29 protein-coding genes, 1 pseudogene and 1 riboswitch are annotated in these 25,309 nt (G+C 47.6%); of the genes and pseudogenes, 10 read left to right on the plus strand and 20 right to left on the minus strand.

Going from position 1 to position 25,309, the window contains the following annotated elements:
• Positions 1-36: 36 nt before the first annotated feature.
• Together fabF and M1E06_RS15280 are read right to left on the minus strand one after the other, a co-directional pair.
• Positions 37-1,275 (minus strand): beta-ketoacyl-ACP synthase II, encoded by a 1,239-nt coding sequence (gene fabF, locus M1E06_RS15275; RefSeq protein WP_003180590.1) that lies wholly within the window; start codon positions 1,273-1,275, stop codon positions 37-39.
• 21 nt (positions 1,276-1,296) lie between these two features.
• Positions 1,297-2,235 carry a beta-ketoacyl-ACP synthase III gene (locus M1E06_RS15280; RefSeq protein ID WP_003180588.1) on the minus strand — a complete coding sequence of 313 codons (939 nt, stop codon included), beginning with the start codon at positions 2,233-2,235 and terminating at the stop codon, positions 1,297-1,299.
• 168 nt (positions 2,236-2,403) lie between these two features.
• Here M1E06_RS15280 and M1E06_RS15285 point away from each other — a divergent pair, with 168 nt between their 5' ends.
• Positions 2,404-2,646 carry a hypothetical protein gene (locus tag M1E06_RS15285; protein WP_020450928.1) on the plus strand — a complete coding sequence of 81 codons (243 nt, stop codon included), beginning with the start codon at positions 2,404-2,406 and terminating at the stop codon, positions 2,644-2,646.
• 52 nt (positions 2,647-2,698) lie between these two features.
• On the opposite strand, the gene M1E06_RS15290 is transcribed toward M1E06_RS15285, so the two are convergent.
• The 4 genes from M1E06_RS15290 to M1E06_RS15305 all read right to left on the minus strand — a co-directional run bounded on the left by M1E06_RS15290 (position 2,699) and on the right by M1E06_RS15305 (position 5,329).
• A complete protein-coding gene (locus tag M1E06_RS15290; RefSeq protein WP_011197761.1) occupies positions 2,699-2,884 on the minus strand; it encodes a ComZ family protein in 186 nt (61 codons plus the stop codon).
• Between the two features lie 10 nt (positions 2,885-2,894).
• Positions 2,895-3,848 (minus strand): BMP family ABC transporter substrate-binding protein, encoded by a 954-nt coding sequence (locus tag M1E06_RS15295; RefSeq protein WP_020450927.1) that lies wholly within the window; start codon positions 3,846-3,848, stop codon positions 2,895-2,897.
• Positions 3,849-3,932: 84 nt separating this feature from the next.
• A complete protein-coding gene (locus M1E06_RS15300; RefSeq protein WP_003180580.1) occupies positions 3,933-4,508 on the minus strand; it encodes a hypothetical protein in 576 nt (191 codons plus the stop codon).
• Between the two features lie 86 nt (positions 4,509-4,594).
• The gene (locus M1E06_RS15305) at positions 4,595-5,329 is read right to left on the minus strand and encodes a hypothetical protein (RefSeq protein WP_039072677.1); all 735 of its coding nucleotides are present in this window, start codon (positions 5,327-5,329) and stop codon (positions 4,595-4,597) included.
• Between the two features lie 231 nt (positions 5,330-5,560).
• On the opposite strand from M1E06_RS15305, the gene M1E06_RS15310 reads away from it, so the two are divergent.
• A complete protein-coding gene (locus M1E06_RS15310; RefSeq protein WP_009328851.1) occupies positions 5,561-5,755 on the plus strand; it encodes a YjzD family protein in 195 nt (64 codons plus the stop codon).
• Positions 5,756-5,817: 62 nt separating this feature from the next.
• Here the strand turns inward: M1E06_RS15310 and M1E06_RS15315 are convergent, their stop codons facing one another.
• Positions 5,818-5,997, minus strand: a complete 180-nt coding sequence (locus M1E06_RS15315) for a YjzC family protein (RefSeq protein ID WP_003180573.1) — start codon at positions 5,995-5,997, stop codon at positions 5,818-5,820.
• Between the two features lie 181 nt (positions 5,998-6,178).
• Here M1E06_RS15315 and M1E06_RS15320 point away from each other — a divergent pair, with 181 nt between their 5' ends.
• Positions 6,179-6,991, plus strand: coding sequence for an undecaprenyl-diphosphate phosphatase (locus tag M1E06_RS15320; protein WP_020450925.1), 813 nt, complete (start codon positions 6,179-6,181; stop codon positions 6,989-6,991).
• Positions 6,992-7,028: 37 nt separating this feature from the next.
• Here M1E06_RS15320 and argF read toward each other — a convergent pair whose 3' ends face one another.
• The 9 genes from argF to M1E06_RS15365 form a co-directional block, all read right to left on the minus strand.
• Complete coding sequence (gene argF / locus M1E06_RS15325; RefSeq protein WP_020450924.1) at positions 7,029-7,979, minus strand: ornithine carbamoyltransferase; 951 nt, start codon at positions 7,977-7,979, stop codon at positions 7,029-7,031.
• On the minus strand, positions 7,967-11,056 hold the full coding sequence (locus M1E06_RS15330) for a carbamoyl phosphate synthase large subunit (protein WP_075212955.1): 3,090 nt from the start codon (positions 11,054-11,056) through the stop codon (positions 7,967-7,969). The genes argF and M1E06_RS15330 overlap by 13 nt, the downstream gene beginning before the upstream one ends.
• Positions 11,049-12,113, minus strand: a complete 1,065-nt coding sequence (locus tag M1E06_RS15335; RefSeq protein ID WP_075212954.1) for a carbamoyl phosphate synthase small subunit — start codon at positions 12,111-12,113, stop codon at positions 11,049-11,051. Before M1E06_RS15335 ends, M1E06_RS15330 begins: the two co-directional genes overlap by 8 nt.
• A 68-nt stretch (positions 12,114-12,181) precedes the next feature.
• Entirely contained in the window at positions 12,182-13,339 is a 1,158-nt protein-coding gene (locus M1E06_RS15340; protein ID WP_039072673.1) for an acetylornithine transaminase, read from the minus strand.
• Positions 13,336-14,112: an acetylglutamate kinase gene (argB, locus tag M1E06_RS15345; RefSeq protein WP_039072672.1), complete on the minus strand. Its 777-nt coding sequence runs from the start codon at positions 14,110-14,112 to the stop codon at positions 13,336-13,338. Before argB ends, M1E06_RS15340 begins: the two co-directional genes overlap by 4 nt.
• Before the next feature lie 13 nt (positions 14,113-14,125).
• Positions 14,126-15,346, minus strand: coding sequence for a bifunctional ornithine acetyltransferase/N-acetylglutamate synthase (gene argJ / locus M1E06_RS15350; protein WP_050820921.1), 1,221 nt, complete (start codon positions 15,344-15,346; stop codon positions 14,126-14,128).
• A gap of 19 nt (positions 15,347-15,365) precedes the next feature.
• Positions 15,366-16,403, minus strand: coding sequence for an N-acetyl-gamma-glutamyl-phosphate reductase (gene argC, locus M1E06_RS15355; protein ID WP_075212953.1), 1,038 nt, complete (start codon positions 16,401-16,403; stop codon positions 15,366-15,368).
• A 357-nt stretch (positions 16,404-16,760) separates the two neighbouring features.
• Entirely contained in the window at positions 16,761-17,069 is a 309-nt protein-coding gene (locus M1E06_RS15360; protein ID WP_003180552.1) for a metal-sulfur cluster assembly factor, read from the minus strand.
• A gap of 62 nt (positions 17,070-17,131) precedes the next feature.
• Positions 17,132-17,899 (minus strand): prolyl oligopeptidase family serine peptidase, encoded by a 768-nt coding sequence (locus tag M1E06_RS15365; RefSeq protein ID WP_050820922.1) that lies wholly within the window; start codon positions 17,897-17,899, stop codon positions 17,132-17,134.
• Between the two features lie 122 nt (positions 17,900-18,021).
• Between M1E06_RS15365 and M1E06_RS15370 the strand changes: the two genes are divergently transcribed.
• The 4 genes from M1E06_RS15370 (at position 18,022) to guaC (ending at position 20,420) form a co-directional block, all read left to right on the plus strand.
• Entirely contained in the window at positions 18,022-18,834 is an 813-nt protein-coding gene (locus M1E06_RS15370) for a Cof-type HAD-IIB family hydrolase (protein WP_020450916.1), read from the plus strand.
• Positions 18,835-18,932: 98 nt separating this feature from the next.
• Entirely contained in the window at positions 18,933-19,073 is a 141-nt protein-coding gene (locus tag M1E06_RS15375; RefSeq protein ID WP_003180548.1) for a hypothetical protein, read from the plus strand.
• A gap of 1 nt (position 19,074) precedes the next feature.
• On the plus strand, positions 19,075-19,263 hold the full coding sequence (locus tag M1E06_RS15380) for a DUF3813 domain-containing protein (RefSeq protein ID WP_020450915.1): 189 nt from the start codon (positions 19,075-19,077) through the stop codon (positions 19,261-19,263).
• Positions 19,264-19,439: 176 nt separating this feature from the next.
• Positions 19,440-20,420, plus strand: coding sequence for a GMP reductase (gene guaC / locus M1E06_RS15385; protein ID WP_020450914.1), 981 nt, complete (start codon positions 19,440-19,442; stop codon positions 20,418-20,420).
• Between the two features lie 89 nt (positions 20,421-20,509).
• Here guaC and M1E06_RS15390 read toward each other — a convergent pair whose 3' ends face one another.
• Together M1E06_RS15390 and M1E06_RS15395 are read right to left on the minus strand one after the other, a co-directional pair.
• On the minus strand, positions 20,510-20,962 hold the full coding sequence (locus tag M1E06_RS15390) for a BsuPI-related putative proteinase inhibitor (protein WP_020450913.1): 453 nt from the start codon (positions 20,960-20,962) through the stop codon (positions 20,510-20,512).
• Between the two features lie 15 nt (positions 20,963-20,977).
• On the minus strand, positions 20,978-21,820 hold the full coding sequence (locus tag M1E06_RS15395) for a YitT family protein (RefSeq protein WP_020450912.1): 843 nt from the start codon (positions 21,818-21,820) through the stop codon (positions 20,978-20,980).
• Positions 21,821-21,983: 163 nt separating this feature from the next.
• Here M1E06_RS15395 and M1E06_RS15400 point away from each other — a divergent pair, with 163 nt between their 5' ends.
• Positions 21,984-22,844, plus strand: a complete 861-nt coding sequence (locus tag M1E06_RS15400; RefSeq protein ID WP_020450911.1) for a DegV family protein — start codon at positions 21,984-21,986, stop codon at positions 22,842-22,844.
• A 243-nt stretch (positions 22,845-23,087) separates the two neighbouring features.
• Here the strand turns inward: M1E06_RS15400 and M1E06_RS15405 are convergent, their stop codons facing one another.
• Positions 23,088-23,294, minus strand: coding sequence for a spore germination protein (locus tag M1E06_RS15405; protein WP_026579910.1), 207 nt, complete (start codon positions 23,292-23,294; stop codon positions 23,088-23,090).
• Between the two features lie 155 nt (positions 23,295-23,449).
• On the opposite strand from M1E06_RS15405, the gene M1E06_RS15410 reads away from it, so the two are divergent.
• Positions 23,450-23,572, plus strand: coding sequence for a DUF3941 domain-containing protein (locus tag M1E06_RS15410; protein WP_023856637.1), 123 nt, complete (start codon positions 23,450-23,452; stop codon positions 23,570-23,572).
• Between the two features lie 37 nt (positions 23,573-23,609).
• Here M1E06_RS15410 and M1E06_RS15415 read toward each other — a convergent pair.
• Positions 23,610-24,478, minus strand: a pseudogene (locus tag M1E06_RS15415) (CvfB family protein).
• Positions 24,479-24,618: 140 nt separating this feature from the next.
• On the opposite strand from M1E06_RS15415, the gene M1E06_RS15420 reads away from it, so the two are divergent.
• Positions 24,619-25,110, plus strand: coding sequence for a YajQ family cyclic di-GMP-binding protein (locus M1E06_RS15420; protein WP_003180528.1), 492 nt, complete (start codon positions 24,619-24,621; stop codon positions 25,108-25,110).
• Positions 25,111-25,187: 77 nt separating this feature from the next.
• Positions 25,188-25,299, plus strand: a riboswitch (SAM riboswitch).
• Positions 25,300-25,309 lie beyond the last annotated feature (10 nt).

Here is a 25,309-nt window from a genome sequence, read left to right on the forward strand (position 1 = left end):
GGCCACCATCTAAAATGGCAGCCGTTTATATTGCGGTTATTCATATTTTTTGAAAATCAGCGTTGCGTTGTGTCCGCCGAAACCGAGCGAGTTGCTGAGCACAACATTTACGTCCTGGCGGCGGGCTTGATCCGGTACATAGTCCAGATCGCAATCTTCATCAGGCGTTTCGATATTGATTGTCGGAGGAATGATGCCTTCCTTAATGGCAAGGACGGAGAAAATCGCTTCGATGCCTCCGGCAGCCCCGAGCAAGTGCCCTGTCATCGATTTTGTCGAGCTGACGGCAAGCTTGTAGGCATGCTCTCCGAACACTTCTTTAATGGCGATCGTTTCAAATTTATCATTGTACGGCGTGCTTGTTCCGTGCGCATTGATATAATCAATGCTATCAGGAGACAGACCCGCATCTTTGATCGCTTCTTTCATGGCTCTGACGCCGCCTTCCCCATTTGGCGCAGGGGCCGTGATATGATAGGCGTCTCCCGTTGATCCGTAGCCGACCACTTCCGCATAGATTGTCGCTCCGCGGTTTAACGCATGCTCAAGCTCCTCAAGAACGACGATTCCCGCTCCTTCTCCCATGACGAAGCCGTCGCGGTTTTTGTCAAACGGGCGGCTTGCCGTTTTCGGATCCGGATTAGTGGAGAGCGCTTTATTGGCGGAAAAGCCGGCAAACGACATTCTTGTAAGCGGGGCTTCCGTTCCTCCGGAGATCATGACATCTGCATCGCCGCGCTGAATGACTTTAAAGGCGTCGCCGATTGAGTTCGTACCCGTCGCGCAAGCCGTCACCGTACAAGAGTTGACACCTTTTGCACCGAGAGAAATCGAAATCTGGCCGGTCGCCATGTCAGGAATCATCATCGGTACAAAGAACGGGCTGACGCGCCGCGGTCCTTTTGTTAAAAATGTTTCGAACTGCTGTTCAAGCGTTTCAAGGCCGCCGATCCCGGAACCGACCCAGACGCCGACCCGGTCTGCGTTGCTCTCATTAATGTCGAGCCCCGCGTCTTCCACGGCCATTTTCGCCGACACAACGGCATATTGTGTGAAGCGGTCCATTTTTCTTGCGTCTTTTTTATCCATGTAATCTTCTATCTTAAAATCTTTCAGTTCCGCGGCTACTTTAGCTGGATACTCGTCCGCGTTCACCCTTGTAATCGGGCCGATTCCGGAAACCCCGTTAACCGCGTTGTTCCAGCTCGTTTTGACGTCATTACCAAGAGGTGATAAAGCTCCTAATCCGGTAATGACTACTCTTTTACTATTCATAAGTTGCACCTCACCTTTCTTTTATCGGCCCCAGCGCATGGCGATGGCTCCCCATGTCAAACCTCCGCCGAAGCCGACCATCACAATGACGTCACCGTCTTTTATTTTACCAGCTTCAAGCTCTTCCACAAGAGAAATCGGAATAGAAGCAGCTGATGTGTTTCCGTATTTATGAACCGTTTTAGACATTTTTTCGACTGGAAGCTCCAAACGTTCGCGCGCCGCTTCCATGATCCGGATGTTGGCTTGATGCGGCACCAAAAAGTCGACATCCTCTTTGGATAATCCGGCTTTTTCAATGACATTCACACTGGATTCACCCATTTGGCGGACGGCAAACTTGAACACTTCTCTGCCATTCATGATTGTATGATCTTTTTCATCCAAGTACAAGTGCTTTCCGCCTCTGCCGTCTGCACCGAGCTCAAAAGACAAAATCCCTTTATCGTCGCTGACAGGCCCGACAACTGCGGCGCCCGCTCCGTCTCCGAACAGAACAGCGGTATTGCGGTCATCCCAGTCCGTAATGCCTGAAAGCTTTTCAACTCCGATGACAAGCACATGCTTATACGTCCCGGCTTCGATAAACTGTTTTCCAGTGACTAAACCGTACATAAAACCGGCGCACGCTGCGCTGATATCCATTGCACAGGCATTGAATGCACCGAGCTTTTCTTGAATCATGCAGGACACTGTCGGGAATGCCTGGTCAGGAGTAACGGTGGCGACGAGAATCATATCAAGATCTTCCGCCTCGATGTTTGCGTCTTCCATCGCTCTTCTAGCGGCGGCCACAGCCATGTCGGATGTTTTCTCATCTTCAGCTGCGATTCTTCTTTCTTCTATGCCTGTTCTTGTACGAATCCACTCGTCAGAAGTTTCAACCATTTTTTCCAAGTCGAAATTGGTCAGCACCTTTTCAGGGATGTACCGGCCGATTCCAATAATTCCAGCTTTCATAGGAAAGACTCCTTTATTCATGATTTTTTCCAACTAATGTTATGAGTTATTATTAGTATCTGGTACTAATCCTACCCTATTTTTTTTTAGTTGGCAATATATTCGTCTAATCTAGCAGATCAAAACATTCATATAGTAGTGATATATATGAAAAAGGAGGGATGAAGAGTGGCGAACGACGATTTTTTCACAAAAATGATGTTTGGCGCAAACGCACCCGGCAGGCATGAAGAGACGGAGACGGATGCGGAAGCGGAAACCGTCGAAGACGCTGAAGTATCCCAGGAAGCCGATTATATGCACGTGTTGAATCAGGTTGGAGAAATTATGGATTCGCTCGATGAGCTGAAGCCTGTGTTTAAAGAAATCGGCTCAATGGTCAGCGCTTTGAAAAATAAGATTTCCATATAAAAAAGCCACTTCTTCTGAAAAGTGGCTTTTTAAGCGTTTGCGGGCGTTTAAGTCAGGCGTCTGAACCAGCTTCCGCTTTACCGAGCTCGTAAGCCTCGGCCATCACTTTCGTAAACAAGTTCATGAATGGCTCAAGCATTTCCGGGGAAAGTTCGATTCCCGCTTTTTCCATCTCTGCTTTCGCTTCCGGAACGTATTTCATGGCAATTTGCAAAAATTCCATTGATTTTTCGTGCATCTTGATCACCTCAATGTTCGTTTGGCAGTTTGTTTGTTTTTTTGTATTCGTCAATCAGCCGATTCATCTTTTCTTGAAATGACTGATCGACAACAGGGCTGAATTCTCCCATTTCGATGACGCCGTCTTGAATGTCAAATGAGCGCTTGCCGCCTTTAAGCGTTCCTTTATTAAACTCGTCGGCGGTGAGTTCATAAGCGTCGTCTACATGCTGTATGGTGCTTGTCAAAACGACATTCTCACCCAATTCCGACTGGTCGCTTACATAGCCGATAGCGTACAGCCCGTCCTTTTTGATTTGTTCAATGACAGGGACATTATACCCGTCTCCGGCCGGATACACAACATCCGCGCCTGCCTTCTTCATTTTTTCATACAGTTTGACGGCATTTTCGCTGTCGTCCCACTGGCCGACATATTCTGTCATCACCTCAATGTCCGGATCGAGGTATTTAGCCCCTTCGGAAAATCCTTCTACTTCAGGCTGCCATTTATACGTTGCGAGCACGCCGATTTTCTTTGTTTTTGACTGATGGGCCGCCGTCATTCCGCCGAAGAACCCCATCGCTTCTCCTTCAAGCGATATGCTTGTCACATTTGGGTGATCGGCTTTCGAGTTCATTAAAACAAAATGAATATCAGGATAATCTTTGCATATCTCATTAAAGGCTTTTTCATATTCGCTTCCGTGCCCGTAGATGAGGTTGACGCCTTTTTTGTGAAAATCTTCTACAGCCATTTTAATGGCAGCGTCATTATCGATTCCCTCTTTATAATAGACGTCGACATTGTAGACGGATTGTATTCTTAATAATCCTTTATATCCTTTGGTTCCCCATACTTGGTCATTTATCGTATCAGGGACAAGCAAACCGACTTTTTCAATTTTCCCTTTCAGCGGCGATTGTCCGCAGCCGCTTAGCGCCAGGAGAATGAAAAAAATCGCGACAAGCCTGTACACCATGCCATGTTCAACTCCCTTTCGAAAAACAGCAATTCAAATCTATCTTTATTGTATCCTTTCAAGTGTAAATTAGGAAGATCTTTCTTATTTTTTGTCGAAAAATGTAGACATTTGTCTGATCCATTCTTCAATGATCTCATCGGCTTTATCGTATGGCGTCTTCTGTACAAACTGCAAATCTGAAAAATCTTTTTCAACAGCACAGGCAGCGGCTTGTGCTGCCGCGTCGTTCACAAAAAGCGCTCCGTCCCTGTTTTGTTTATCCTCTGCCCTGACGTCCCACGGACCGAACAGATCCGGAAGCACGATCAGTTCAACACCCTTTTCCTCCATGCCGGCGCGTAAATCCTCTTCGAATTGTTCCTGGTAGACAAACAGAATAACAGGCTTGTTTTCAACGCCTGCAGCCAGCGCTTCTTCCGGCACTGAGCCTGTGTATTGGATGAAGACTTGTTCATACGGGGCTTCAAGCTCTTTTTCGATGAGACGGAAATGCTCGTTTCTTCCCAGCCACATCAGCCGCTCTTCGAGGTACATCAGCTTTTTTTCGTCGCTTGTCTGTTCCAGCTTTACATCTATGTCAACACCCTCTTCAAGTAGATGTTCACAAAATGAAAGGCCGAAGAACTCATCTGCTCCATATACAAGTGCCGGCTTCATTCGATGGACCACCTTTCGTTTCAGCTTTTTTTACCAAGCAAAAAACAGCCCTTTTCATCATTTTCGGGCTGCTATTATTCTATTCTCTATAAGACTTTTTCATGCGTTTTGAAAAAGTTCGCGATTGCTGAATGAATGCGCTGAGGATGTTCGGACAGGTGCAGGGTAAGCCCCACGCTGTGACGGCCTTTAAGCTGGCGCTCCTCAAACGTTTTGGCATGGATCATATACGGATACGGTGAGCCGTTCAGTCTTTGCCAAATATGAACGGGTACGAGATTGTGATAAGGGGATATGCTTTTGAACGGATAATCGGCTGCCTCCCGCTCCGTAATTCCGTAGCTTTCGGCAATTTCTTTAATAAACTGTTTGTAGAAAAACTTGTTTTCTTTTTCTCGTTTATGATGAGCCTGAAGATCGAGGCAAGGATTAACCATCGCTGCAGAACGTATTTGGTTCGGGATCGAGCGAAGGAGCTCATCTGCAATGAGGGCCCCTGTGCCTTCCGCCAATAGATGAATTTTTTCATTTAAAATCTCTTGTTTGAACACGTAATGAATCAGCTGTTTGGCGTATGCAACCGCTTTTTCGGAGCCCCAGTGCCTGCCGAACAAATTGCTGTTTACCAGGGTATAGCCTTTGTTTCTCAGGCTCGTTAGAAGCTGATTTCTTCCGTAATGCTGAAGCCAGAAGCTCGAATCTTCCCCGACAAAATGGTTCCGGTCGCCGAAAATGAACACCAGAAAACCGTTCGGCCTGTACGGAAGATGAACCACGTTCCATTCTGAATCCATTTGAAAAAAACGTTCGGTTATTTTCATCACTTGCCTGCCTCCTTCCTGCCGTAATCTGCTCATTATTTTATGTCGTACGTGCAGCAAACGAATAAGGAAAAGTCCCAGTCTTCATGATGAAAAGTAAACTTTAATGAAATACCCTTTCTGATATTTCTGAAAACAGAGTTGAAAGCCCTGTCTTGTTCACTAAAATGTCTTTTCCAGCTGGCTATGTATATGGTATGATAAGTTTTAGAATTGAATGAGAAGGACGAGGTGGGAAACGTGCGATTTGTGGTCGCTTTTTTCTGGACATTTCTTTTGACGCAGATGGCCTGCTATATTGTCGGCGCCATGAACGGTGCTGGGTATGACCTTCAAACCAGTGTCATTATGGGCTTTATCATCACCGCAGCCGTTATTGTTCTTGGAGAAATTATGCCTGTTAAACAGGATGCAAGTCAACATTAAAACCCCGGCTTTTGAAAGCGGGGTTTTTTGCTTTAGACAGACAGCCGTCCGACGGCTGTTTTTTAAGGCTTTCTTTTATATGTCCAGAGCCGGTTATGGTTGGAGGTTTCAGGGAAGAACTCGCCGGCGCTCAATTTGATTTGTTGAGGGTTCTGAACCATGCTTCCCGTTTCGCCGATCTCCACATACACTCCATTATTGGGCGCTTTTTGGCCCGGCCGGAATTGACGCTGCTGTCCCATTTGCTTCACTCCCTTTTATTATTAGATTGCCCCACTCTCCCAAAAAACATGTCGATTTTATCTTTACATCTGTTTGCTTTGTATAGTTTAATGAGAAAAGTGTTCCGAAAATTAAAACGAACCGCCTGTTCATTCCGTCTTTTAAAAGGGCGTCACAACTTGTGGGAAACGGAGGAGTATCATGGATTTTTTAATGTTGATCAAGTATATCCTTTTAGGGTTGCTTCAGGGACTCACAGAGCCGATTCCTGTTTCTTCAAGCGGCCACTTGGTGCTGGCACAGCACTTTTTAGGCTTGAACATTGAAGGCTTCAGTTTTGAGCTTTTAATGAATGCCGGTTCTTTAATTGCCGTATTGCTCGTTTATAAAAACGATATTTTCAGGCTGGCGGTAAACGGACTGTCTTATGTCACATCAAAAAATGAAAAAGGAAAAGCGGACTTCAGGTTTATCATCTATCTGATCATCGCCACGATTCCTGCCGGTGTCATCGGTGTTTTATTTGATGATGAGATTTCGGCTTTCTTTAAAGACGGCGTCCGGATCACCGCGGTTACTTTGCTGATCACGGGTCTGGCATTGTTTCTCATTCGCAATTTGCGCGGCCGCAAAAACGACGGCGAAATCAGACTGAGAGACGCCGTGATCATCGGCTTGTCGCAAATGGTTGCACTTGTTCCCGGCATCAGCCGTTCGGGAGCGACGATCGTCCCTGCGATGGCGCTCGGCCTCAAATCTGAAACCGCGCTCAGGTTTTCATTTTTACTGTACATACCGGTCAGTCTTGGCGGGACCATTTTAAGCATTACCGATATTTTTCATGATCCGCGTTTAGGGGAGCTTTTCCTTCCTTATTTGTTTGCGTTCATCGCATCGATTATCGCTACATACTTTTCATTGCGCTGGTTCATGAATATTATGGCGAAAGGAAACTTGGTTTATTTCTCGATTTACTGCTTTGTCATCGGCATCGCCGTTTTGATATTCGCCTAAAAAAACAGCTGATCAATTGTGATCAGCTGTTTTTTATTTAAGATAACAATGCTTTTAATAAAGCTTTTTGGACGTGCAGGCGGTTTTCAGCCTGCTGGAATACCGCTGAATTCGGGCCGTCGATGATCTCTGCGGTGACCTCTTCTTCCCTGTGGGCAGGAAGGCAGTGCAGAAAGACGTAATCCGGTTTGGCATGGGAGACAAGCGCTCTGTTGACCTGGTAAGGAGCAAAGATATTCATCCGTTCTTCGGCTTCTTTCTCTTGGCCCATGCTTGTAAACACATCAGAATAGATGACATCCGCTTGTTGAACGGCTGACACGGGGTCATTTGTGATTGTGACGGCCGCTCCGGACTCTTCGGCGAATCCCTCGGCCAGTCTTACCACTTCCTGATTCGGCTCATACCCTTCAGGCGAAGCGACCGTAATGTCGCATCCCACTTTCGCACAGCCGATTAACAGCGAATGCGCGACATTGTTTCCGTCTCCAACATAAACGGCTTTCAGCCCTTTTAATGTTCCTTTCGTCTCTTGAATCGTCAAGAGGTCACTAAGCGCCTGACACGGATGGAAAAGATCGGTCAATCCGTTGATCACGGGAATCTCGGCGTGCTTGGCAAGCTCTTCGACTTTTTCGTGTTCGAATGTGCGGATCATAATCGCGTCGACATAACCCGAAAGCACTTTCGCGGTATCTGCGATCGTTTCCCCTCTGCCCAGCTGCATGTCTTTACTGCTTAAAAACAGGGCGTTTCCGCCGAGCTGCGCCATTCCGGCTTCAAACGATACGCGCGTTCTCGTCGACGACTTTTCAAAGATCATCGCCAATGTTTTTCCTTTAAAGATGTCTTGAATTTTATTTTGCTTCATCGCTGCTGCCTCTTTCAGCAAATAAACGATCTCTTCTTTTGAAAAGTCTTTCAGGCTTAAAAAATCCTTACCCGTCAGATTGATTTCCCGGGTCGCCCCGATGTTTACAGTAGACATGTCTCCACTTCCTTTTTATATAAATCTTTAAGCGACACGGCTTTAGTCGTTCCATGCCCGCTCGTCAAAAATGCCCGCACCGTCTCTTCCTCTGTCATCACCGCCACACCGTGGGTGACGGCTTCCATTCGCTGCTTGCTCGCCTCTTTTGATTCGGCTAAATGGATGTGCAGCGCTTTGTCTTTCCGTTTGATCCAGCCTGGAAAATCGTCCGACTGTACGGTGAAACCCACCTGTTCTGCGAGAGAACGAAGCTCGCCGGCCCCTTCCATGTAAATGCAGCCTTTCGTTTGCCAGATTCCCGCAAAGATTTTCTTCAGGGCGCTTTCCGGATTGAAGCCGACATACATGCCTTCTCCGGTCGATTTCATTTCCGGTCCAAGCTTCAAATCGACATCCTGAATAGCGTGCGATGAAAAGACCGGAAACTTCACGGCAACGCCGCGTGAGTTTTTGGCGGCGGGCTTCAACTCTTTGAGTGACGAACCGGCCAACAGCTGCGCCGCAAGCGGGATCATCGGAACCCCCATCACCTTGCTGACAACCGGAACCGTCCGGCTCGCCCTCGGATTGACTTCAAGGATGAGCAGTTCATCCGCGTCCGCTATAAATTGAATGTTCATAATACCTTTAAATCCGAGCTTGCGGACGATTTTTGCGGCAGCATCCCGCGCGGCGCTTTTCATCTCCGGAGTGACCGAAGGCCCCGGCAAAATCGCGTAGCTGTCACCTGAATGCACGCCCGCTTTTTCAATATGCTCGATATAAGTCGGGATGTAGAGATCGTCGCCATCGCTGACAAGGTCGATTTCAAACTCTTTTCCCGATACGTATTGATCGATCAGAATCGGGTAAGGCATTTGCGACGCTCCGCCCAGCAGCTCTCTGAGCTCTGCTTCGGAGTGAACGATCATCATGCCCATGCCGCCGATCACATATGACGGCCTGATCAGCACAGGATAGCCGATTTCGTTTGCTTTCTGCACCGCTTCCGCTTTTGATGAAGCCGTTTCTCCTTTAGCATGAGAAATGCCGAGCTCGTCAAGAAGCTGATAAAATTGATCACGGTCTTCAAGTATGTCAAGGGTTTCCGATGATGTCCCAAGCAGGGTGATGCCCGCTTTTTCAATCGCTTCAGCCACATTGATGGCGGATTGGCCGCCGAATTGAACAATCGCAAAATCGATATCTTCCGCTTCAGCGACATTGAGAATATGCTCGGGTGTAATCGGTTCAAAGTACAGGCGGTCTGCCATTTCATAATCCGTGCTGACGGTTTCCGGGTTGTTGTTCAGCATGATCGTTTCAAACCCGAGGTTTTTCAGCGTCATGACGCCGTGCACGGCGCTGTAGTCAAACTCGACTCCCTGGCCGATCCGTATCGGGCCGGAACCGATGATCAGGGCGCGCTTTTTCGTTTTTTGAGAGATGTCTCCGTCGCTTTTCCCAAAATACGTCGAGTAAAAATAGTTTGTCTTCGCATCAAATTCAGCTGCGCATGTATCGACGATTTTAAAGGATGCGGCTATGCCCATTTTCTTGCGGAGCGCGCGCACTTCTTCTTCCGTCTTTCCGGTGAGGGAAGCGATCGTAAAGTCGGTAAATCCCTTTTCTTTTACCTTTTTCAAAAGGCTGACGGACAGCGCGTCTCCCTGTTCCATCAACATGTTTTCCAGCTGAATGATGTTAGAAAACACATGAAGGAAATAGTTATCGATTTTCGTTTTCTCGTGTATCTCGCTAATGGAAGCCCCCCTGCTCAGCAGCTCCATGACCGCAAAGAAACGGCGGTCATCAGGAGTCTCAAGCAGCTTCCACAACACTTCTGAAGATGCGCCGCCAAGTTCGGGCAAATGGGTTCCTGACGTTTTCAGCTCAAGGGATGCGACCGCTTTTTGCAGGGCCGCTTCAAGATTGCGGTCAATCGCCATGACTTCTCCCGTCGCTTTCATTTTCGTGCCGAGCTTACGGTCGGCTTGTTTGAATTTGTCGAACGGCCAGCGCGGAAATTTGACGACGACATAGTCAAGAGCAGGCTCGAAGCTGGCGTATGTCGAATCTGTGAGCGGATTTTTCAGCTCGGCAAGCGTGTAGCCGACAGCCAGTTTAGCCGCCATTTTTGCGATCGGATAGCCGGTCGCTTTTGAGGCGAGCGCCGATGAACGGCTTACTCTCGGATTCACCTCGATGACATAATAATTTTTGCTTTCCGGGTCCAGGGCGAATTGAATGTTGCAGCCGCCGACGACATCGAGCGCGGAAATGATCTTTAAGCTGGCAGAACGAAGCATTTGATAATCCGCATCCGTTAATGTCTGCGACGGGGCGACAACGATCGAATCCCCCGTATGGACGCCGACCGGATCGATGTTTTCCATATTGCAGACGGTAATGCATGTATTGTTTCTGTCACGCATGACTTCGTATTCGATTTCTTTAAAACCGGCAATGCTTTTTTCGACAAGACATTGGTGAATCGGGCTTGCGAGGAGGGCGCTTTCGATTAAAGGCAGGAACTCCTCTTTCGTCGCCGCGATGCCGCCTCCTTTTCCGCCCAATGTATAGGCCGGCCGCACGATAATCGGAAAACCGATTGAGAGCGCAAAACGAAGCGCATCATCTTGATTGTCAACAATTTCTGAATCCGGCACAGGTTCGTTCAGCTCCTTCATCAAGGCGCGGAACTTTTCCCTGTCTTCGCCCTTTTCGATCGTATCAACAGATGTTCCAAGCAGCTTTACCCCGTATGTTTTAAGAATGCCGGCCTTTTCGAGCTCGACGGCCAAATTCAGCGCTGTCTGTCCGCCCAGATTGGCGAGCAGTCCGTCCGGTTTTTCGCGCTTGATGATTTGTGTGAGGCTTTCCACTGTCAAGGGCTCAAAATAGATTTCATCTGCAAAAGATTCATCGGTCATGATGGTCGCCGGGTTGCTGTTGACAAGAATCACCCGGTAGCCTTCGCTTTTCAGCGCCATGCAGCCCTGGGTTCCGGAGTAGTCGAATTCAGCGGCCTGCCCGATGATAATCGGCCCCGACCCGATAACGAGAATGCTTTTGATGGTTTGATCTTTAGGCATGGGCGATCTCTCTCCTTGCTTCGTTCAATTTCTGCAAATATTCGCCGAATATCCACTCGCTTTCAGCCGGTCCCGGATGGGCTTCCGGATGAAACTGAACGGATATGACAGGCAGTGTTTTATGCATCAGCCCTTCTACTGAACCGTCGTTGACATGATAAAATCTGACGGAAAATTCATTTTCGCTGATGGTGTCCCGATCGACGACATAGCTGTGGTTTTGGCTTGTCATGAACACGCGTCCGGTCTCTTTGTCCATGACCGGATGATTGGCTCCCCTGTGGCCGAACGGAAGCTTATACGTGTCGCTTCCGAATGCGAGCGCGATCAGCTGGTGCCCGAGACAGATGCCGAGAGTCGGATAGGAAGAGATGATATCCCGGAGTGCATCCATATATGGAAGGATCGCTTTCGGATCGCCCGGCCCGTTTGAAAGGACGATCCCGTCCGGATTCAGCTTTGAAATGCCGTCCATCTCTTGATAGGGAACGACCGTTACTTTGCAGCCCCGGTTTGCAAGCGATGAAGCGATCGACTTTTTATAGCCGAAATCGATCACCGCAATATGCGTATTGCCTTCCCTAAAGGCGCCGTTTTCGTTTTGTCCGGCAACCTGTGCCGCATAGTTTTCCAGCTGGCGCGGAGCCGGAATGCCGTCCTTTTGTTTCGTCAGTCTGGCATTCAGCGTCCCCTTTGCCCTGATATGCTGAACAACCGCTCTTGTGTCCACGTGCGATAAAAGCGGAACATCCCACTTCACCAAGTATTCCCGAAGGCTTTCTGTCGCCTGATGATGGGAAAACCTGTCGCACGCTTCATAGACGACAACCCCTTTCACCTGAGGCCGCTTGCTTTCATCATCGCTTTCGTTTATTCCGTAGTTGCCAATCAGCGGGTACGTAAAGACAATAATCTGGCCTTTATAAGAAGGGTCTGTCAAAACCTCCTGATAGCCGGTCATGCCCGTAAAAAAGACGACTTCACCGGTGCAGCCGTCAAGACCGTCCAGTTCACCGCTGAAGGATGTACCATCTTCAAGAACTAAATATCCTTCCATCTTATGCCCACCTTTGATGAATAAATAATGATATTCATGAATTTTTATACTTACATATCGAAAAAAAATTACTGTTTTACAGCTGAATGATCTGCCATGACAGCTTTCAGTTTTTCCACGGCCGCTTTGATTTCACTTTTCGCAACCGTCAATGGCGGCAGAAGTCTGATGACGTTCGGACCCGCGGGAAGAACGAGCAAACCTTCCTTTTGAAGCGCTTCGATCAGCGGCTGTACAGGTTCCTTGCACTCGATTCCGGCGATCAGCCCTTTCCCGCGGATATCTTTTACAAGCGGAAATTGAAGCTTTTCTTTCAGCTGTTGATGCAAAAATGCTCCTTTGGCGCTCACTTCTTCAAGAAAGCTGCTTTCAAAAATGGTCTCCAACGTGGCGTTTGCCGCAGCCATCGCCAGCATGTTCCCTCCGAATGTCGAGCCGTGGGAACCCGGAGAGAACGCTTCTGAAAGCTCTTTTTTCCCGATCACGGCTCCGACCGGAAAACCGCTGCCCAGTCCTTTCGCGACGGTGATGATATCAGGTGACAGCCCTTCGTATTCATATCCGAAAGCTTTACCGGTGCGTCCAATTCCGGTTTGAACTTCGTCGACGATAAGGAGAGCCTGCTTATCGCGGCAAAAATCTTGAACGCTCTGCAGAAATTCCCTGCTCGCAGGGATGACGCCGCCTTCGCCTTGAATCGGCTCGAGCATCACTGCCGCGATATCTTTTTCATCCTGCAATTCAGCAAATGCTTTCGGCTCGTTGTAAGGTAAGTAGTGGAATCCTTCAAGCATCGGTCCGAATCCGAGCTTGATCTTTTCCTGTCCGGTTGCGGCCATTCCCGCATACGTGCGTCCGTGGAACGATTGCTGAAACGTTATGATTTTTGTTTTTTCCGTATGTTTTCGTGCGAGCTTCACCGCCCCTTCATTCGCTTCCGCCCCGCTGTTGCAAAAGAAGACGAGATCGCCTGCACTGTTTTTGGCAAGAAGCTGTGCAACCTTTTCTTGAAGCTCATTTTGAAACAGATTGGAAACATGCCAGACATCATCAAGCTGTTTTTTGACAGCAGCTGTCACTGAATCGGGGCAATGCCCGAGATTGCAGACCGCGATTCCCTGGACGAAATCAAGATAAGCGTTCCCCTTCTCATCCTGAACGATCGTGCCTTTCGCTTTTTTAATATTGATATTCCAGCGGCTGTACGTCTGAAATAAATGACTCACGATACGGCCTCCTTTTGTTTAATGATTTTCGTGCCGATGAAATCGTCTTTCGTGAGGAAAGATCCTTTTCCGCTCACGATCATCACTTCATTCACTTCATCTGTGAGGGCTTCTTTTGCAGAATGCACTTTTGGTATCATGCCTCCCGAGATCACGCCTTCAGCAATCAGGCTTTCGATGTCTGCCGGCGTCAGCTCTTTCAGCATTTCTTCGTTATTCATAATCCCTTTAACGTCTGTCACAAACATTAATTTGTCAGCGTGCAAGGCTGCCGCAACAGCCGACGCCGCCAAATCGGCGTTCACATTCAAAGTCTCACAGCCATCCGTCATCGAGAGGGGGGCGATAACCGGAATAAAGCCTTTTTCCATGAGCGCTTCGGCCATTCGGCCGTTTACTTTTTTAATGCGCCCGACCTGACCGTATTCTTTTTCATTTAAATAGTCGGCAAGGAGCAGTCCCCCGTCTTTTCCTGATACGCCGACAGCCGGAAGGCCGTGCTTTGTCAGCTCGGCAACGAAAAATTTGTTGATCGAACCGGATAAGACCATTTCAGCGACTTCAAGAACCGCTTTTGTCGTCTTGCGCTGTCCGTTGACGAATTCGCTTCGAATATTGAGTTTCTTCAGCATCTTTGTAATATCGGGCCCGCCCCCGTGGACGAGTGCGATTTTCCAGCCGCTTTCGGTCAGCTCTTTCAGATTTTGAAAAAATTCGTCCGATAGTTCACGGATGACGCTTCCGCCGCATTTAAAAACGATTGTTTTATCCATTGTGATCCCCTTTTTACGTCCGATAGCTTGCATTGATTTTGACGTATTCATAAGTTAAATCGCAGCCCCAAGCCGTACCCTTTCCGTCACCTTCCTGCAAGCGAACCTCGATTTTCACTTCGCTGTTTTCTAAATATGTTTTGGCCAGCTCTTCTGAAAACGGCTGCGGTTCGTTATTTTTAAAAAGGCATTGGCCGCCCAGGTAGATTTCTACCTTCTCCGGTGTCACAGCAGCCATGCTGTCTCCGATCGCGACAATGATTCTGCCCCAGTTCGCATCCGTTCCGTAAACCGCGGTTTTTACAAGGTTTGAGCCGACGATTTTTTTGGCGATGATTTGCGCTTCAAGATTGCTTTTCGCACCGTTCACTTCAACCTCGATCAGCTTTGTCGCCCCTTCCCCGTCTCTCGCGATTTGTTTGGCGAGGTCTGTGCAGGCAAGCTGCAGGCCTTTTTTGAAAACCGGCCAATCTTCGTGTTCTTCATGGAGGCGCTCATTTCCGGCGCATCCGTTCGCCATGACGAGCACCATATCGTTAGTCGATGTGTCGCCGTCGACTGTGATCTGGTTGAATGAAACGTCCGTAATTTCCCTTAATGCCCTTTGCAGCGCGCTTTCTTCGATGCATGCATCTGTTGTGACAAAGCCGAGCATCGTCGCCATATTCGGGTGGATCATTCCCGACCCTTTGGCTGCTCCGCCAATCGTCACTCTTTGACCGCCGATCGTCAGTTCATAGCACGTTTGTTTGATCACCGTGTCTGTCGTTAAGATCGCTTCTTCGAAATCGCCTTCGGCAGGCTCAGTCTCGGCGAGAAGGCTGATGCCTTTTGTAATGCTCTCCATATTGAGGTATTCGCCGATGACGCCGGTTGAGGACACGGCCACCAGTTCCGGCTCGATCCCAAGCATATCAGCGCTTTGGCGGCGCATCTCATATGCATCTTTTAAGCCCTGCTCTCCCGTACATGCGTTGGCATTTGCGCTGTTGACGATGACGGCTTGCAGATGCGCGCTTTTTTTGAGACTTTCCTGCGTCACCTTGATCGGCGCAGCCTGAAAGTGGCTTTGCGTATAAACGGCGGCGCTCACCGCCGGTCTTGAGCTGATGATAATTCCAAGATCCTTTTTTGAATAGCGGAGGCCGCAGTGAACCCCTTTTGCCAAATAGCCTTTAGGCGAAGCGACATTTCCGTCTGTTTTTTTTATGCTGTCTTGACTCACCTGAATCATATGTTTGTTCTCTCCCGTCTTATGGATAAATTGGCGTAAATTCAAGCCCGGCGGTTTCGCTCCAGCCATTCATAATGTTGAAGTTTTGAACAGCCTGACCCGCTGCTCCCTTCATCAAGTTATCGATCACTGACACAATTGTCACTCTGTTCGTCCGTTCATCAACGGTAACGCCGATATCGCAAAAATTGCTGCCGTACACCTCTTTAGTTGCAGGGAACGAACCGGGTTCTCTCACTCTGACAAAGTATGAATCTTTATAAAATTTCGAAAAAATAAGTTGGAGCTGCTCGGCATCCATGCTGTCTTTCAGTTCTGTGTAGATGGTCGCCATAATGCCCCTTGTCATCGGAACTAAATGCGTGCTGAATGTGATCGGTTTAAATGCGGAGTCCCATTGTTTAACAATCTGCTCGATTTCAGGCGTATGCTGGTGTTCGTTTACCTTATATATTTTGAAATTGTCATTGATCTCTGAAAAGTGAGTGCCCATCGACGCCTTTCTGCCTGCTCCCGATACCCCTGTTTTCGCATCGATGATGACAAAAGATTCGTTGATGCTGCCGCTTTTGACGAGCGGCGCCAAGCCGAGAAGAACCGCTGTCGGGAAACAACCTGGATTGGCTATGTACTGCGCCGTTTTAATGTCTTCCCGATTCAGCTCAGACAGTCCGTATACCGCTTTTTGAAGCACGTGTTCAGGCGCGGCTTCCCTTTTATACCATTTTTCATAGACGCTCGGGTTCTGCAGCCTGAGATCGCCGGACAGGTCAATGATCGGTATGTCATATGCATCAAACTGTGGCGTCAGCCGGCTGGATACCCCCGGAGGCGCAGCCATAAATAAAAAATCGATTTCGTTCGCAATTTTCTTTACTTCGATCGGTTGCAGGTGTTGATCTGTCAGTTTCATAAGGTGCGGGTATGCGGCATCATAGCGGGCTCCCTCATCACTCGATGAATACAATATGCATCCATCTGCATAAGGGTGCAACTTCATAATCCTCATAATCTCTGCCCCTCCATAGCCAGTAGCACCTATAATACCTATTTTCAAAACAAGTTCACCTTCTTGGTCTTTGTGAAATTATTTAACATTATAACATGAATAAAAATTAATTCAATTGTATATTTAATATTTTTTGTTCATCTTTCATATTGGTTCTTTCCTCCCGCCGGCGGTCCTTTTTCAGCGGCTTGGTCGTGCTCCGTTCCCATCTTCCCGGATTCTCCGCTTTTCAAACCGGAGAATGTGCCGGCTGGCGTTTTTGCAATAAAAAAAGAACGCTTGTACAAGCGTTCTTTTTATAACGGGAGTAGCGATCTGCCTGGATACGCCCGCGTTATCTATTACGGCGGCTCCCTTTTCAAAACAGAAAGAGCCTGTCAACGGTTGAGCAGGCTCTGGAAACGTTTATTGGATGCCAAGTGCGATTTTCGCATATCGCGACATTTTGTCCCGTGTCCAAGGCGGATTCCAGACGATATGAACGTCAACTTCCTTGACTTCGGGAATATCTGCGAGCGCTTTTTTGACTTCATCCACAATGATCGGTGCCAGCGGACAGCCCATTGAAGTCAAAGTCATAGTCACGTCAGTTTTGCCGTTTTCATCCATATCCACGTCATATACAAGGCCGAGATTGACGATATCGACGCCCAGTTCAGGGTCAACGACCTGTTCAAGGGCGCCCATGATGTTCTCTTTTAATGCTTCATCCACTCTTCCTCACTCCTTTTTTCATCAGTATAACGCACTTCTTTCATTTTCTAAACCGACAGCACTTAAAGGTGCGCATCAAACCATTCGACTGTTTTCAAAAGGCCTTCCCTTGATACTTTATGCCCAGCCCGCTCATCTTCGATAAAATGCAGCAAATCAGGCCGAGTTTCATACAGCGGAATCGTCGATTCATAGAAGCGGCGCGCCAAAGCAAACGGAACGGTGCCATCCTGTTTGCCGTGCCAAAATAAAAGCGGCCTCATCTTCAATTTGTCCGGCTGCAGACTCAAGTCAAAACGCTTCAGTTTATCGCGCTGCTGTTCGATTTGTCCTTCTGTGAAAGGAAGTTCAATTTTCTTTTCACGCATAAAAGCGAGCTGTTGATCAAAAAATTCTACATAGGCGGGACTGCCCATTAAACTGACGGCAGTTGTAATCCATTCGTATTGTGTCAAAGCGCCGAGCGTGACAATACCGCCCATCGAAGTTCCGGCGGCGCCGATACGGCCCTGTTCAATCAGGTTTTCTTGTTCAAAGTGGTTTTTCAGCACTTCGAGCTCTTTGATTTCATTCGTGACGATCTCCCAAAACCTCGGGGCGAGCTCTTCCTGAGTGAGCTGTTCTTCCCTCTCCCCGTGATAAAGAGCCTCAGGCAGGACCACGCGCATTCCTTTTTCGGCAAGCAGATATGCGAAGTGAAGGTTATGCTCTTTTGCGCTTGTAAAACCATGTATGAAGAAAACAAGAGGAAGAGCTTTCTCTTTTTTCTCCTCTTTTACAATATGCAAAAGAGGAATGTTTGAAATATATTGCTTCTCGATTATGATCACGACTGTTTCTTCCTCCTTTTAGGATGTCCATCATCATAAGTTTAACATGTAGACAATAAAGAAGGTAAAAAGATACACTATAGGTAAGTCAGAACTTTCAAATTCACAACAAAGGAGCATTTATGGAGACAAAACCATATTTAATTGCATTGGACTTAGACGGTACATTATTAAAAGACGACAAGACCATCTCGGAAAGCTCCAGCGACGTCATCCGCAAGCTGCGGGAAGATGGACATTACGTGTGCATTTCTACGGGAAGACCGTTCCGAGCAAGCTCCGTGTATTATGATCAGCTCCAGCTCGATACGCCGATCGTCAATTTCAACGGAGCGTTTGTCCATCATCCTAAAGATCAAAGCTGGGGACGCTTCCATACATCTCTTGATCTCGAGGTGGTCAAACAGATCATTGAAGTCAGCGAGACATACAACGTACATAATATCCTTGCTGAAATTGTCGATGATGTTTATTTTCATTATCATGACGAAAAACTGATTGATGTCTTTACGATGGGCAGCCCGAATATTACGGTCGGAGATTTAAGGACAAACCTCGGCCAGGATGTGACAAGCGTACTGATCCACGCAAAAGAAGAGGATGTTCCGGCGATCCGCTCCTACCTGTCAGACGTTCACGCGGAGATGGTCGATCATCGAAGATGGGCGGCTCCGTGGCATGTGATCGAACTGATTAAAAGCGGCATCAATAAAGCGGTCGGCTTAGAGAAAATCACGGACTATTACGGGATACCGCCTGAGCGGGTCATTGCCTTCGGCGATGAAGACAACGACCTTGAAATGCTTGAGTTCGCGGGCTGCGGCGTGGCGATGGGCAACGGCATCGAAGGGGTAAAAAGCGTTGCAAACAAGGTTACAAAATCAAACGAAGAAGACGGAATCGCAGTCTTTTTGAAGGACTACTTCGCTTTATAATATTATAATTTGCCATTCATAAACGGCTTTTCAAAACGGCAATACTATGAGAAGACGGCCGCACCGGACCGTCACTCGTGTTAAGGGGGAATTTCAAGATGGGTAAACGCAGCAAATCAAAACGGTTTATTCAGCAAGGCAAGGATTCGCTTAAACAGCATGCCGCCAGGTTCCCTTACCGCTCCACATTAGAAGAGGCTGAACAAAAGAGCGGCCCGACGGAATGCGGAGGGCTGTAACATGAGAAACGAACTGTTTCAAATGGCCAAAGCAGCCGTTCATGAAGCTGAAGCTTCGACGGATTCAGGCGAAAAGGCGAAAGCCGTTGCAAGAGCCAAAAACGCCCTTTCCTCGGCATACGCCAATTCAACTGATGCCGAACGGCGCCAGCTTCACGATCTTCAGGAGCAGCTAGATCAACGATCATAACAACACGCCGGCTTTTTGACAGCCGGAGAGGAGTCTGTGCCATCGGCACGGCTCCTTTTTTATGTTCAAATTTCAAAACATAAAAATTTGACATCGGAAGCAAAAGGAAGTACATTATAAAAGGCGAACATTTTATATAACAAACAAATAAATATTCGTTTTTGGGGGTTTTTATATTGGAAAACGTGTTTGATTATGAAGATATTCAACTAATTCCTGCAAAGTGCATCGTCAAGAGCCGCTCTGAATGTGATCCGTCCGTGCAGTTCGGCGGAAGAACATTTAAACTGCCTGTGGTGCCCGCCAATATGCAGACCATTATAGATGAAAAGCTGGCTGTTTCATTAGCGGAAAACGGTTACTTTTATGTGATGCACCGCTTTGAGCCGGAAACACGGATCGATTTTGTAAAAGACATGAAGGCGCGCGGTTTGTTTTCTTCAATCAGCGTCGGAGTCAAAGATGACGAATACGCGTTTATCGAAGAGCTGGTGAAAGAGAATCTCACGCCTGATTACATCACGATCGATATCGCTCACGGTCACTCGAACGCCGTCATCAATATGATTCAGCACATTAAAAAACATCTTCCGGACAGCTTCGTGATCGCAGGAAATGTCGGAACGCCCGAAGCTGTGAGAGAACTTGAAAACGCCGGCGCCGACGCTACAAAAGTCGGCATCGGTCCCGGAAAAGTCTGCATTACAAAAATTAAAACCGGTTTTGGAACGGGCGGCTGGCAGCTGGCTGCGCTGCGCTGGTGTGCAAAAGCGGCGAGCAAGCCGATCATTGCAGACGGCGGCATCCGCACTCACGGGGACATCGCCAAATCGGTCAGATTCGGAGCGACAATGGTCATGATCGGTTCGCTGTTTGCCGGACACGAAGAATCGCCGGGGGCAACGATCGAAAAAGACGGCAAGCTTTACAAAGAATATTTCGGTTCGGCTTCTGAGTACCAAAAAGGTGAAAAGAAAAATGTCGAAGGCAAAAAAATGTACGTGGAGCATAAAGGCGCGATCATGGATACGCTGACAGAAATGGAACAGGATCTGCAGTCATCCATTTCTTACGCGGGAGGAAACAAGCTCGATGCGATCCGCAACGTAGACTACGTTATCGTTAAAAATTCTATTTTCAATGGGGATCAATATTAACGGTCACAGGGCGGTGTTCAGGCAGCCGCCTTCCCTTCTGCCTGACAGCATACAAAAAGGCATCCTTCCCGGGATGCCTTTTTTGACGGCTATTTCACTTCAAACGATTTGCCGGCCCTCAAAGTTGCAAACTGTTCCGATCTTCCCAAAAATGTCACGTTTACTTCATATGTGCCGGGTTCAGGCACCTCTTTCCATACATCAGTAAAATCGTAAGACTCTTTCGGTTTGAGCGTCATCGTCTGGAACGCCTGCGTAAACATTTTTCCTTTCGAATAGCGGTACCTTTCATTCCCTTCTTTGTCGCTGACGATCAGTTCAAATTTCTGTCCGCTGCTGAATTCAAACTCTGCCACATCATCCGTATGGTTGACAACCGACATCCGAAATTCGATTTCTCCCTGCTTCTGAACGGGTTCAACCGTTAATGTTACACTCCCGTTATTCACTTCCCCTGATACCTCCTTATCGGGGACTTGATCCCCGTTTTGCCCGCATCCACCGACAAACAGCAACATTACAATCATGGAAATCAGCCGCATTCATTCACCCTTTCATTAATCTTTGCGGAAAAACCCTAAAACCTGCGTTGTCTGCACGACGTTTGTGAAAGCATTTGGATCCACTTCATTAATGATTTTTTCCAAGTCGTATAATTCGTATCTTGTAATCACAATGATCATCATTTCTTTCTGTTCATTCGTAAAGGCGCCTTTCGCCGGAACGGTTGTAATGCCGCGGACCATCTTTCCGTAAATCGCTTCTTTGATCTCCTCCGCTTTCTTTGTGACAATCATAACGGTGAGCTTGGCGTGACGGGTGTGGATGGCATCGATCACCCTGGTTGTCACATATAGTGTAACGAGCGTATATAATGCTTTCTCCCACCCGTTCAATAATCCTGCTGTTAAAATGATCGCACCGTTTAAAATAAAGAAATAGGTGCCGACCGGTTTGTCTTTCCACTTCGCCAGGATCATCGCGATAATATCCAAACCGCCCGTTGAAGCCCCGTATTTAAGGGTCAGGCCGATTCCGACCGCGGCGATCACCCCGCCGAACACGGCGTTCAGCAAAATATCGTTTGACAGGCTCGCCTCAGGGAGCATTCCTAAAAAGACCGTCGTCAAGGCTACGCTCAAAATGCTGTAAACCGTAAATGAGCGCCCGACCTTCAGCCAGCCCAGAATCCCGACGGGAATGTTTAAAATAAACAATAGCGTCCCCGTTGAAAAGTAAATCGGGCTGTACTGGTCAAGCGCACTCGATAAAAGCTGCGCCACCCCCGTAAAGCCGCTGGCGTAAACATCGGCGGGAATCAGAAACAGATTCAATCCGATGGCATTTAACAAGGCGCCGATGATGACAATGAACAATTTTTTTGCTTCAGCTATGACCATATTTAGTTCCTCCGCTACTTTCGTATATATTTGGTTTACCCTTAAAACAATATTTTGAAAACGTCAATGTAAAAATATATGATATAGTTGACCTAAAAAACGAAATATACCGAAGGACAGTTTGGCGTCCTTTTCCACCATTTTTTAGAAAGAAGGGGTTCAAATGAACGTTCACCTTTTAGCAGACAGTGCGGCAGATTTGCCGAAATCTTTTTATGATGAACATCACATCTCATTTATTCCGTTAAAGGTGCTGCTTGATGAAAAAGAGTACGATGACCTTCTGACGATTCAGCCTCTGGACGTTTATGAAGCGATGCGCGAAGGCAAAGCGCCGAAAACGTCCCAGCCGTCCATGATGCGGTTCAAGAATGCATTCAGGGAGCTGGCCGGCGAAAACAAACCCGCTCTCTATATCGCCTTTTCTTCAGAGCTTTCCGGAACATACCAGACGGCTGTGATGGCAGCAAACGAAGTCAAGGAAGAGTTCCCTGATTTCGATCTGCGGATCATCGACTCAAAATGCGCTTCATTAGGCTATGGGCTCGCGGTTAAGCACGCCCTTAAACTCGCAACTAACGGCAATACAATACAAGAAATTGAATCGTCTGTAAAGGACTTTTGCGAACATCTTGAACATATTTTTACCGTAGATGACCTGACTTATTTGGCAAGAGGCGGTAGAATCAGCAAAGCATCGGCTTTTGTCGGCGGTTTGCTGAATATTAAACCGCTCCTGCATGTTGAAGACGGCAAGCTTGTCCCCTTGGAAAAAATCCGGGGCAAAAAGAAGCTGCTCAAACGGATGATCGAATTGATGAAAGAAAGAAGCGTCGATTTGAGCGGACAGACGGTCGGCATCAGCCACGGAGATGACGAAGAGACGGCCGAAGAGGTCAAACGGATGATCGAAGCCGAATTTCAGCCGGGGGAAATCGTCGTCAACATGGTCGGTTCAGCGGTCGGCGCCCATTCCGGCCCCGGAACATTGGCGGTCTTTTTTCCGGGGAAAGACAAAAGATAAGGTAAAACAGAGGCCTGCTTTATAAAAGCAGGCCTTAGATTGTTGACAAAATCCCAAAACGGCTCTTAGTTTTGGGATTTTGTCATCCTATCAGCGTGATTGAAAACCCTTGCAGTTTAGGAAGGCCGAGCATCGGAGCGGAGCGAATGTTGCAATTCGTGAGCACCGACGCGCAGGCCTGACAACGAATGCGAGGGTTTGTCGACACGCTGAGGCCTGCTTGATAAAAGCAGGCCTTCTTCGTCAGCTGTCTTCGGTGACTGTTCCTTCAGCGGCGACCGGTGTAAGCGCTCCATCAAGAAAACCGGCAGCCGCTGTCGCGACATCAGGACCTCCAGACCCCTCGACCACTTTTTCCATTGTGATCGGACAAATTTTGAACGCACCGCCAAAATTGACGACTCCTCCTGCCGAAACACTTTGAATGTAAACTGAGCAGCAATGTTTCATACCAAGTCTCCTTTTTTTGGGTCTTATGATATGTGTATGCTGGCGGTACAAGGAGGCATAAACTTCCCGGCAAAAAACATCGCGGTTGGGAGAGTACATAGTTTTGCCGGCAGTGTGCAAGCTAAAAGCGACATTTTGACAGGAGGTGCTTCCTCATGAAAGATGATGATAAAAAGCCAGTTGACAACAACGCCGTCAACCAGCAGAAAAACCGGCTCGCTGAAAAGAACAGACAAGCCGGTAAACACCAGGAATCAAAGAAGCCTGATCACTTGTAAAAAACCGGCTGCGTCCTCATCGGACGCCGCCTCATATTTATTTTTTCTCGTATGTCCAGCCCTCTTCCTGATAGATTTTATCCTGTTTCATCAGATGGCCGAGCGCCCTTTTAAATGCTGCTTTGCTCATGTTGAAGCGCTCTTTGATATCCTCAGGGTCGCTTTTATCCCAGAACGGCATCGCGCCGTTTCTCGTTCTCATATAAGTCAAAATTTGTTCTGCATCAACCGATAAGGCATCCTGCTTTCTTGGCAGAAGCGACAGATTAACAGAACCGTCTTCTTTTACTTTGATCACCCTTGCGGTCAGCTTTTCCCCAAGCCTCGGCTCTTCCTTTCGCTCAGAAGAATGGATAAAGCCTCTGATACCGGTTTCGGAAATCATAAAAGAGCCTGATGCGATCAAGCGGTAGATCGTTCCGGTGAGCTCTTTATTCATCAGACCGGGTGAAGCTTCACTAAACAGCTCGCTGATCTTATCCTCCGGCGCCGGTTTGGCAAACATCCTTCCGTGCCCCGTGATTTTCAGCATACAGTACAGCCTGTCCCCTTTTTGCGGCCATACTGATTCATACGGCGGGAGATGCTCTGTCGCAACGAGGGCGTCCTTCGAGAGCCCGACATCGACGAAAACCCCCATGCCGCTGACGGCATCAACGACTTCCACCCAGCCGTACTGTTCAGCGCTGATCATCGGCTTTCTCATCGTAGCCGCCAAGCGATCTTCATGATCGACATATAAAAAGACATCGACCTCTTCTCTATCTTCAATATCCTCCGTGATCTCGCTCTGATGCAGAAGGACCGCCGTTTCGCCGTCCGTCAAAAAGTAACCGTAATCGGCTTTATGATCTATTTTCAATGTTAGCTGCTGTCCTGGTTTCATACTGTTTCTTCCTTTCTTATCCGCCTGTTTTTCTTTTTCTTATTATTCCTCCAATGTTAAAATTATTGCCGGATCGCGGCCAGGCAAACCGCTCGATATTGGAAGTTTCACCTTATTCTACTATAATTGACTCATAAGTAAAATGGATGGAGGTTTTCACATGGCGAAAGAAAGCTCATTTGATATCGTCTCAAAGGTTGAACTGCCTGAAGTTCAAAACGCAATTCAGACCGCTCTCAAGGAAATCGGCACACGCTATGATTTCAAAGGGTCAAAAAGCAGCATCACACTCGAAGGAGACGAGCTCGTTCTCGTATCGGACGACGAATTTAAAATGAACCAGCTGAAAGACGTGCTTGTCGGCAAACTGATCAAGCGGAACGTCCCGACGAAAAACATCGAATACTCAAAGCTTGAGAACGCTTCAGGCGGCACGGTCAGACAGCGCGGAAAACTAGTTCAGGGCATCGACAAAGAAAACGCGAAAAAAATCAATAACCTGATAAAAAAATCGGGTCTGAAAGTTAAATCGCAAGTGCAGGATGATCAAGTCCGCGTAACCGGAAAAAATAAAGACGACCTTCAGCAAATCATCGCGATGGTGAGGGAAGCCGACCTGCCGATTGATGTCCAATTTATAAATTTTCGATAAATTCTTAATTTACTGTTGATTATTCCCCCGATTTTCGGTAAATTGAGTAAAAGTAATCAATAGAAACTAAATAGCTGTTCTTATCAAGAGAGGCAGAGGGACTGGCCCAATGAAGCCTCAGCAACCGGTGAATGAATATTCATGACCAAGGTGCTAAATCCAGCAAGCAGTCTGCTTGGAAGATAAGAAGACGGACAAT

The organism is Bacillus sp. AK124, from assembly GCF_053903085.1.

Excerpts from the sequence above, each read along its gene's own strand:
- fabF (WP_003180590.1), bottom strand. The coding sequence starts at position 1,275 with ATGAATAGTAAAAGAGTAGTCATTACCGGATTAGGAGCTTTATCACCT.
- M1E06_RS15280 (WP_003180588.1), bottom strand. The coding sequence starts at position 2,235 with ATGAAAGCTGGAATTATTGGAATCGGCCGGTACATCCCTGAAAAGGTG.
- M1E06_RS15290 (WP_011197761.1), bottom strand. The coding sequence starts at position 2,884 with ATGCACGAAAAATCAATGGAATTTTTGCAAATTGCCATGAAATACGTT.
- M1E06_RS15295 (WP_020450927.1), bottom strand. The coding sequence starts at position 3,848 with ATGGTGTACAGGCTTGTCGCGATTTTTTTCATTCTCCTGGCGCTAAGC.
- M1E06_RS15300 (WP_003180580.1), bottom strand. The coding sequence starts at position 4,508 with ATGAAGCCGGCACTTGTATATGGAGCAGATGAGTTCTTCGGCCTTTCA.
- M1E06_RS15305 (WP_039072677.1), bottom strand. The coding sequence starts at position 5,329 with ATGAAAATAACCGAACGTTTTTTTCAAATGGATTCAGAATGGAACGTG.
- M1E06_RS15315 (WP_003180573.1), bottom strand. The coding sequence starts at position 5,997 with ATGGGACAGCAGCGTCAATTCCGGCCGGGCCAAAAAGCGCCCAATAAT.
- M1E06_RS15320 (WP_020450925.1), top strand. The coding sequence starts at position 6,179 with ATGGATTTTTTAATGTTGATCAAGTATATCCTTTTAGGGTTGCTTCAG.
- argF (WP_020450924.1), bottom strand. The coding sequence starts at position 7,979 with ATGTCTACTGTAAACATCGGGGCGACCCGGGAAATCAATCTGACGGGT.
- M1E06_RS15330 (WP_075212955.1), bottom strand. The coding sequence starts at position 11,056 with ATGCCTAAAGATCAAACCATCAAAAGCATTCTCGTTATCGGGTCGGGG.
- M1E06_RS15335 (WP_075212954.1), bottom strand. The coding sequence starts at position 12,113 with ATGGAAGGATATTTAGTTCTTGAAGATGGTACATCCTTCAGCGGTGAA.
- argB (WP_039072672.1), bottom strand. The coding sequence starts at position 14,112 with ATGGATAAAACAATCGTTTTTAAATGCGGCGGAAGCGTCATCCGTGAA.
- argJ (WP_050820921.1), bottom strand. The coding sequence starts at position 15,346 with ATGATTCAGGTGAGTCAAGACAGCATAAAAAAAACAGACGGAAATGTC.
- M1E06_RS15370 (WP_020450916.1), top strand. The coding sequence starts at position 18,022 with ATGGAGACAAAACCATATTTAATTGCATTGGACTTAGACGGTACATTA.
- M1E06_RS15375 (WP_003180548.1), top strand. The coding sequence starts at position 18,933 with ATGGGTAAACGCAGCAAATCAAAACGGTTTATTCAGCAAGGCAAGGAT.
- M1E06_RS15380 (WP_020450915.1), top strand. The coding sequence starts at position 19,075 with ATGAGAAACGAACTGTTTCAAATGGCCAAAGCAGCCGTTCATGAAGCT.
- M1E06_RS15390 (WP_020450913.1), bottom strand. The coding sequence starts at position 20,962 with ATGCGGCTGATTTCCATGATTGTAATGTTGCTGTTTGTCGGTGGATGC.
- M1E06_RS15395 (WP_020450912.1), bottom strand. The coding sequence starts at position 21,820 with ATGGTCATAGCTGAAGCAAAAAAATTGTTCATTGTCATCATCGGCGCC.
- M1E06_RS15400 (WP_020450911.1), top strand. The coding sequence starts at position 21,984 with ATGAACGTTCACCTTTTAGCAGACAGTGCGGCAGATTTGCCGAAATCT.
- M1E06_RS15405 (WP_026579910.1), bottom strand. The coding sequence starts at position 23,294 with ATGAAACATTGCTGCTCAGTTTACATTCAAAGTGTTTCGGCAGGAGGA.
- M1E06_RS15410 (WP_023856637.1), top strand. The coding sequence starts at position 23,450 with ATGAAAGATGATGATAAAAAGCCAGTTGACAACAACGCCGTCAACCAG.
- M1E06_RS15420 (WP_003180528.1), top strand. The coding sequence starts at position 24,619 with ATGGCGAAAGAAAGCTCATTTGATATCGTCTCAAAGGTTGAACTGCCT.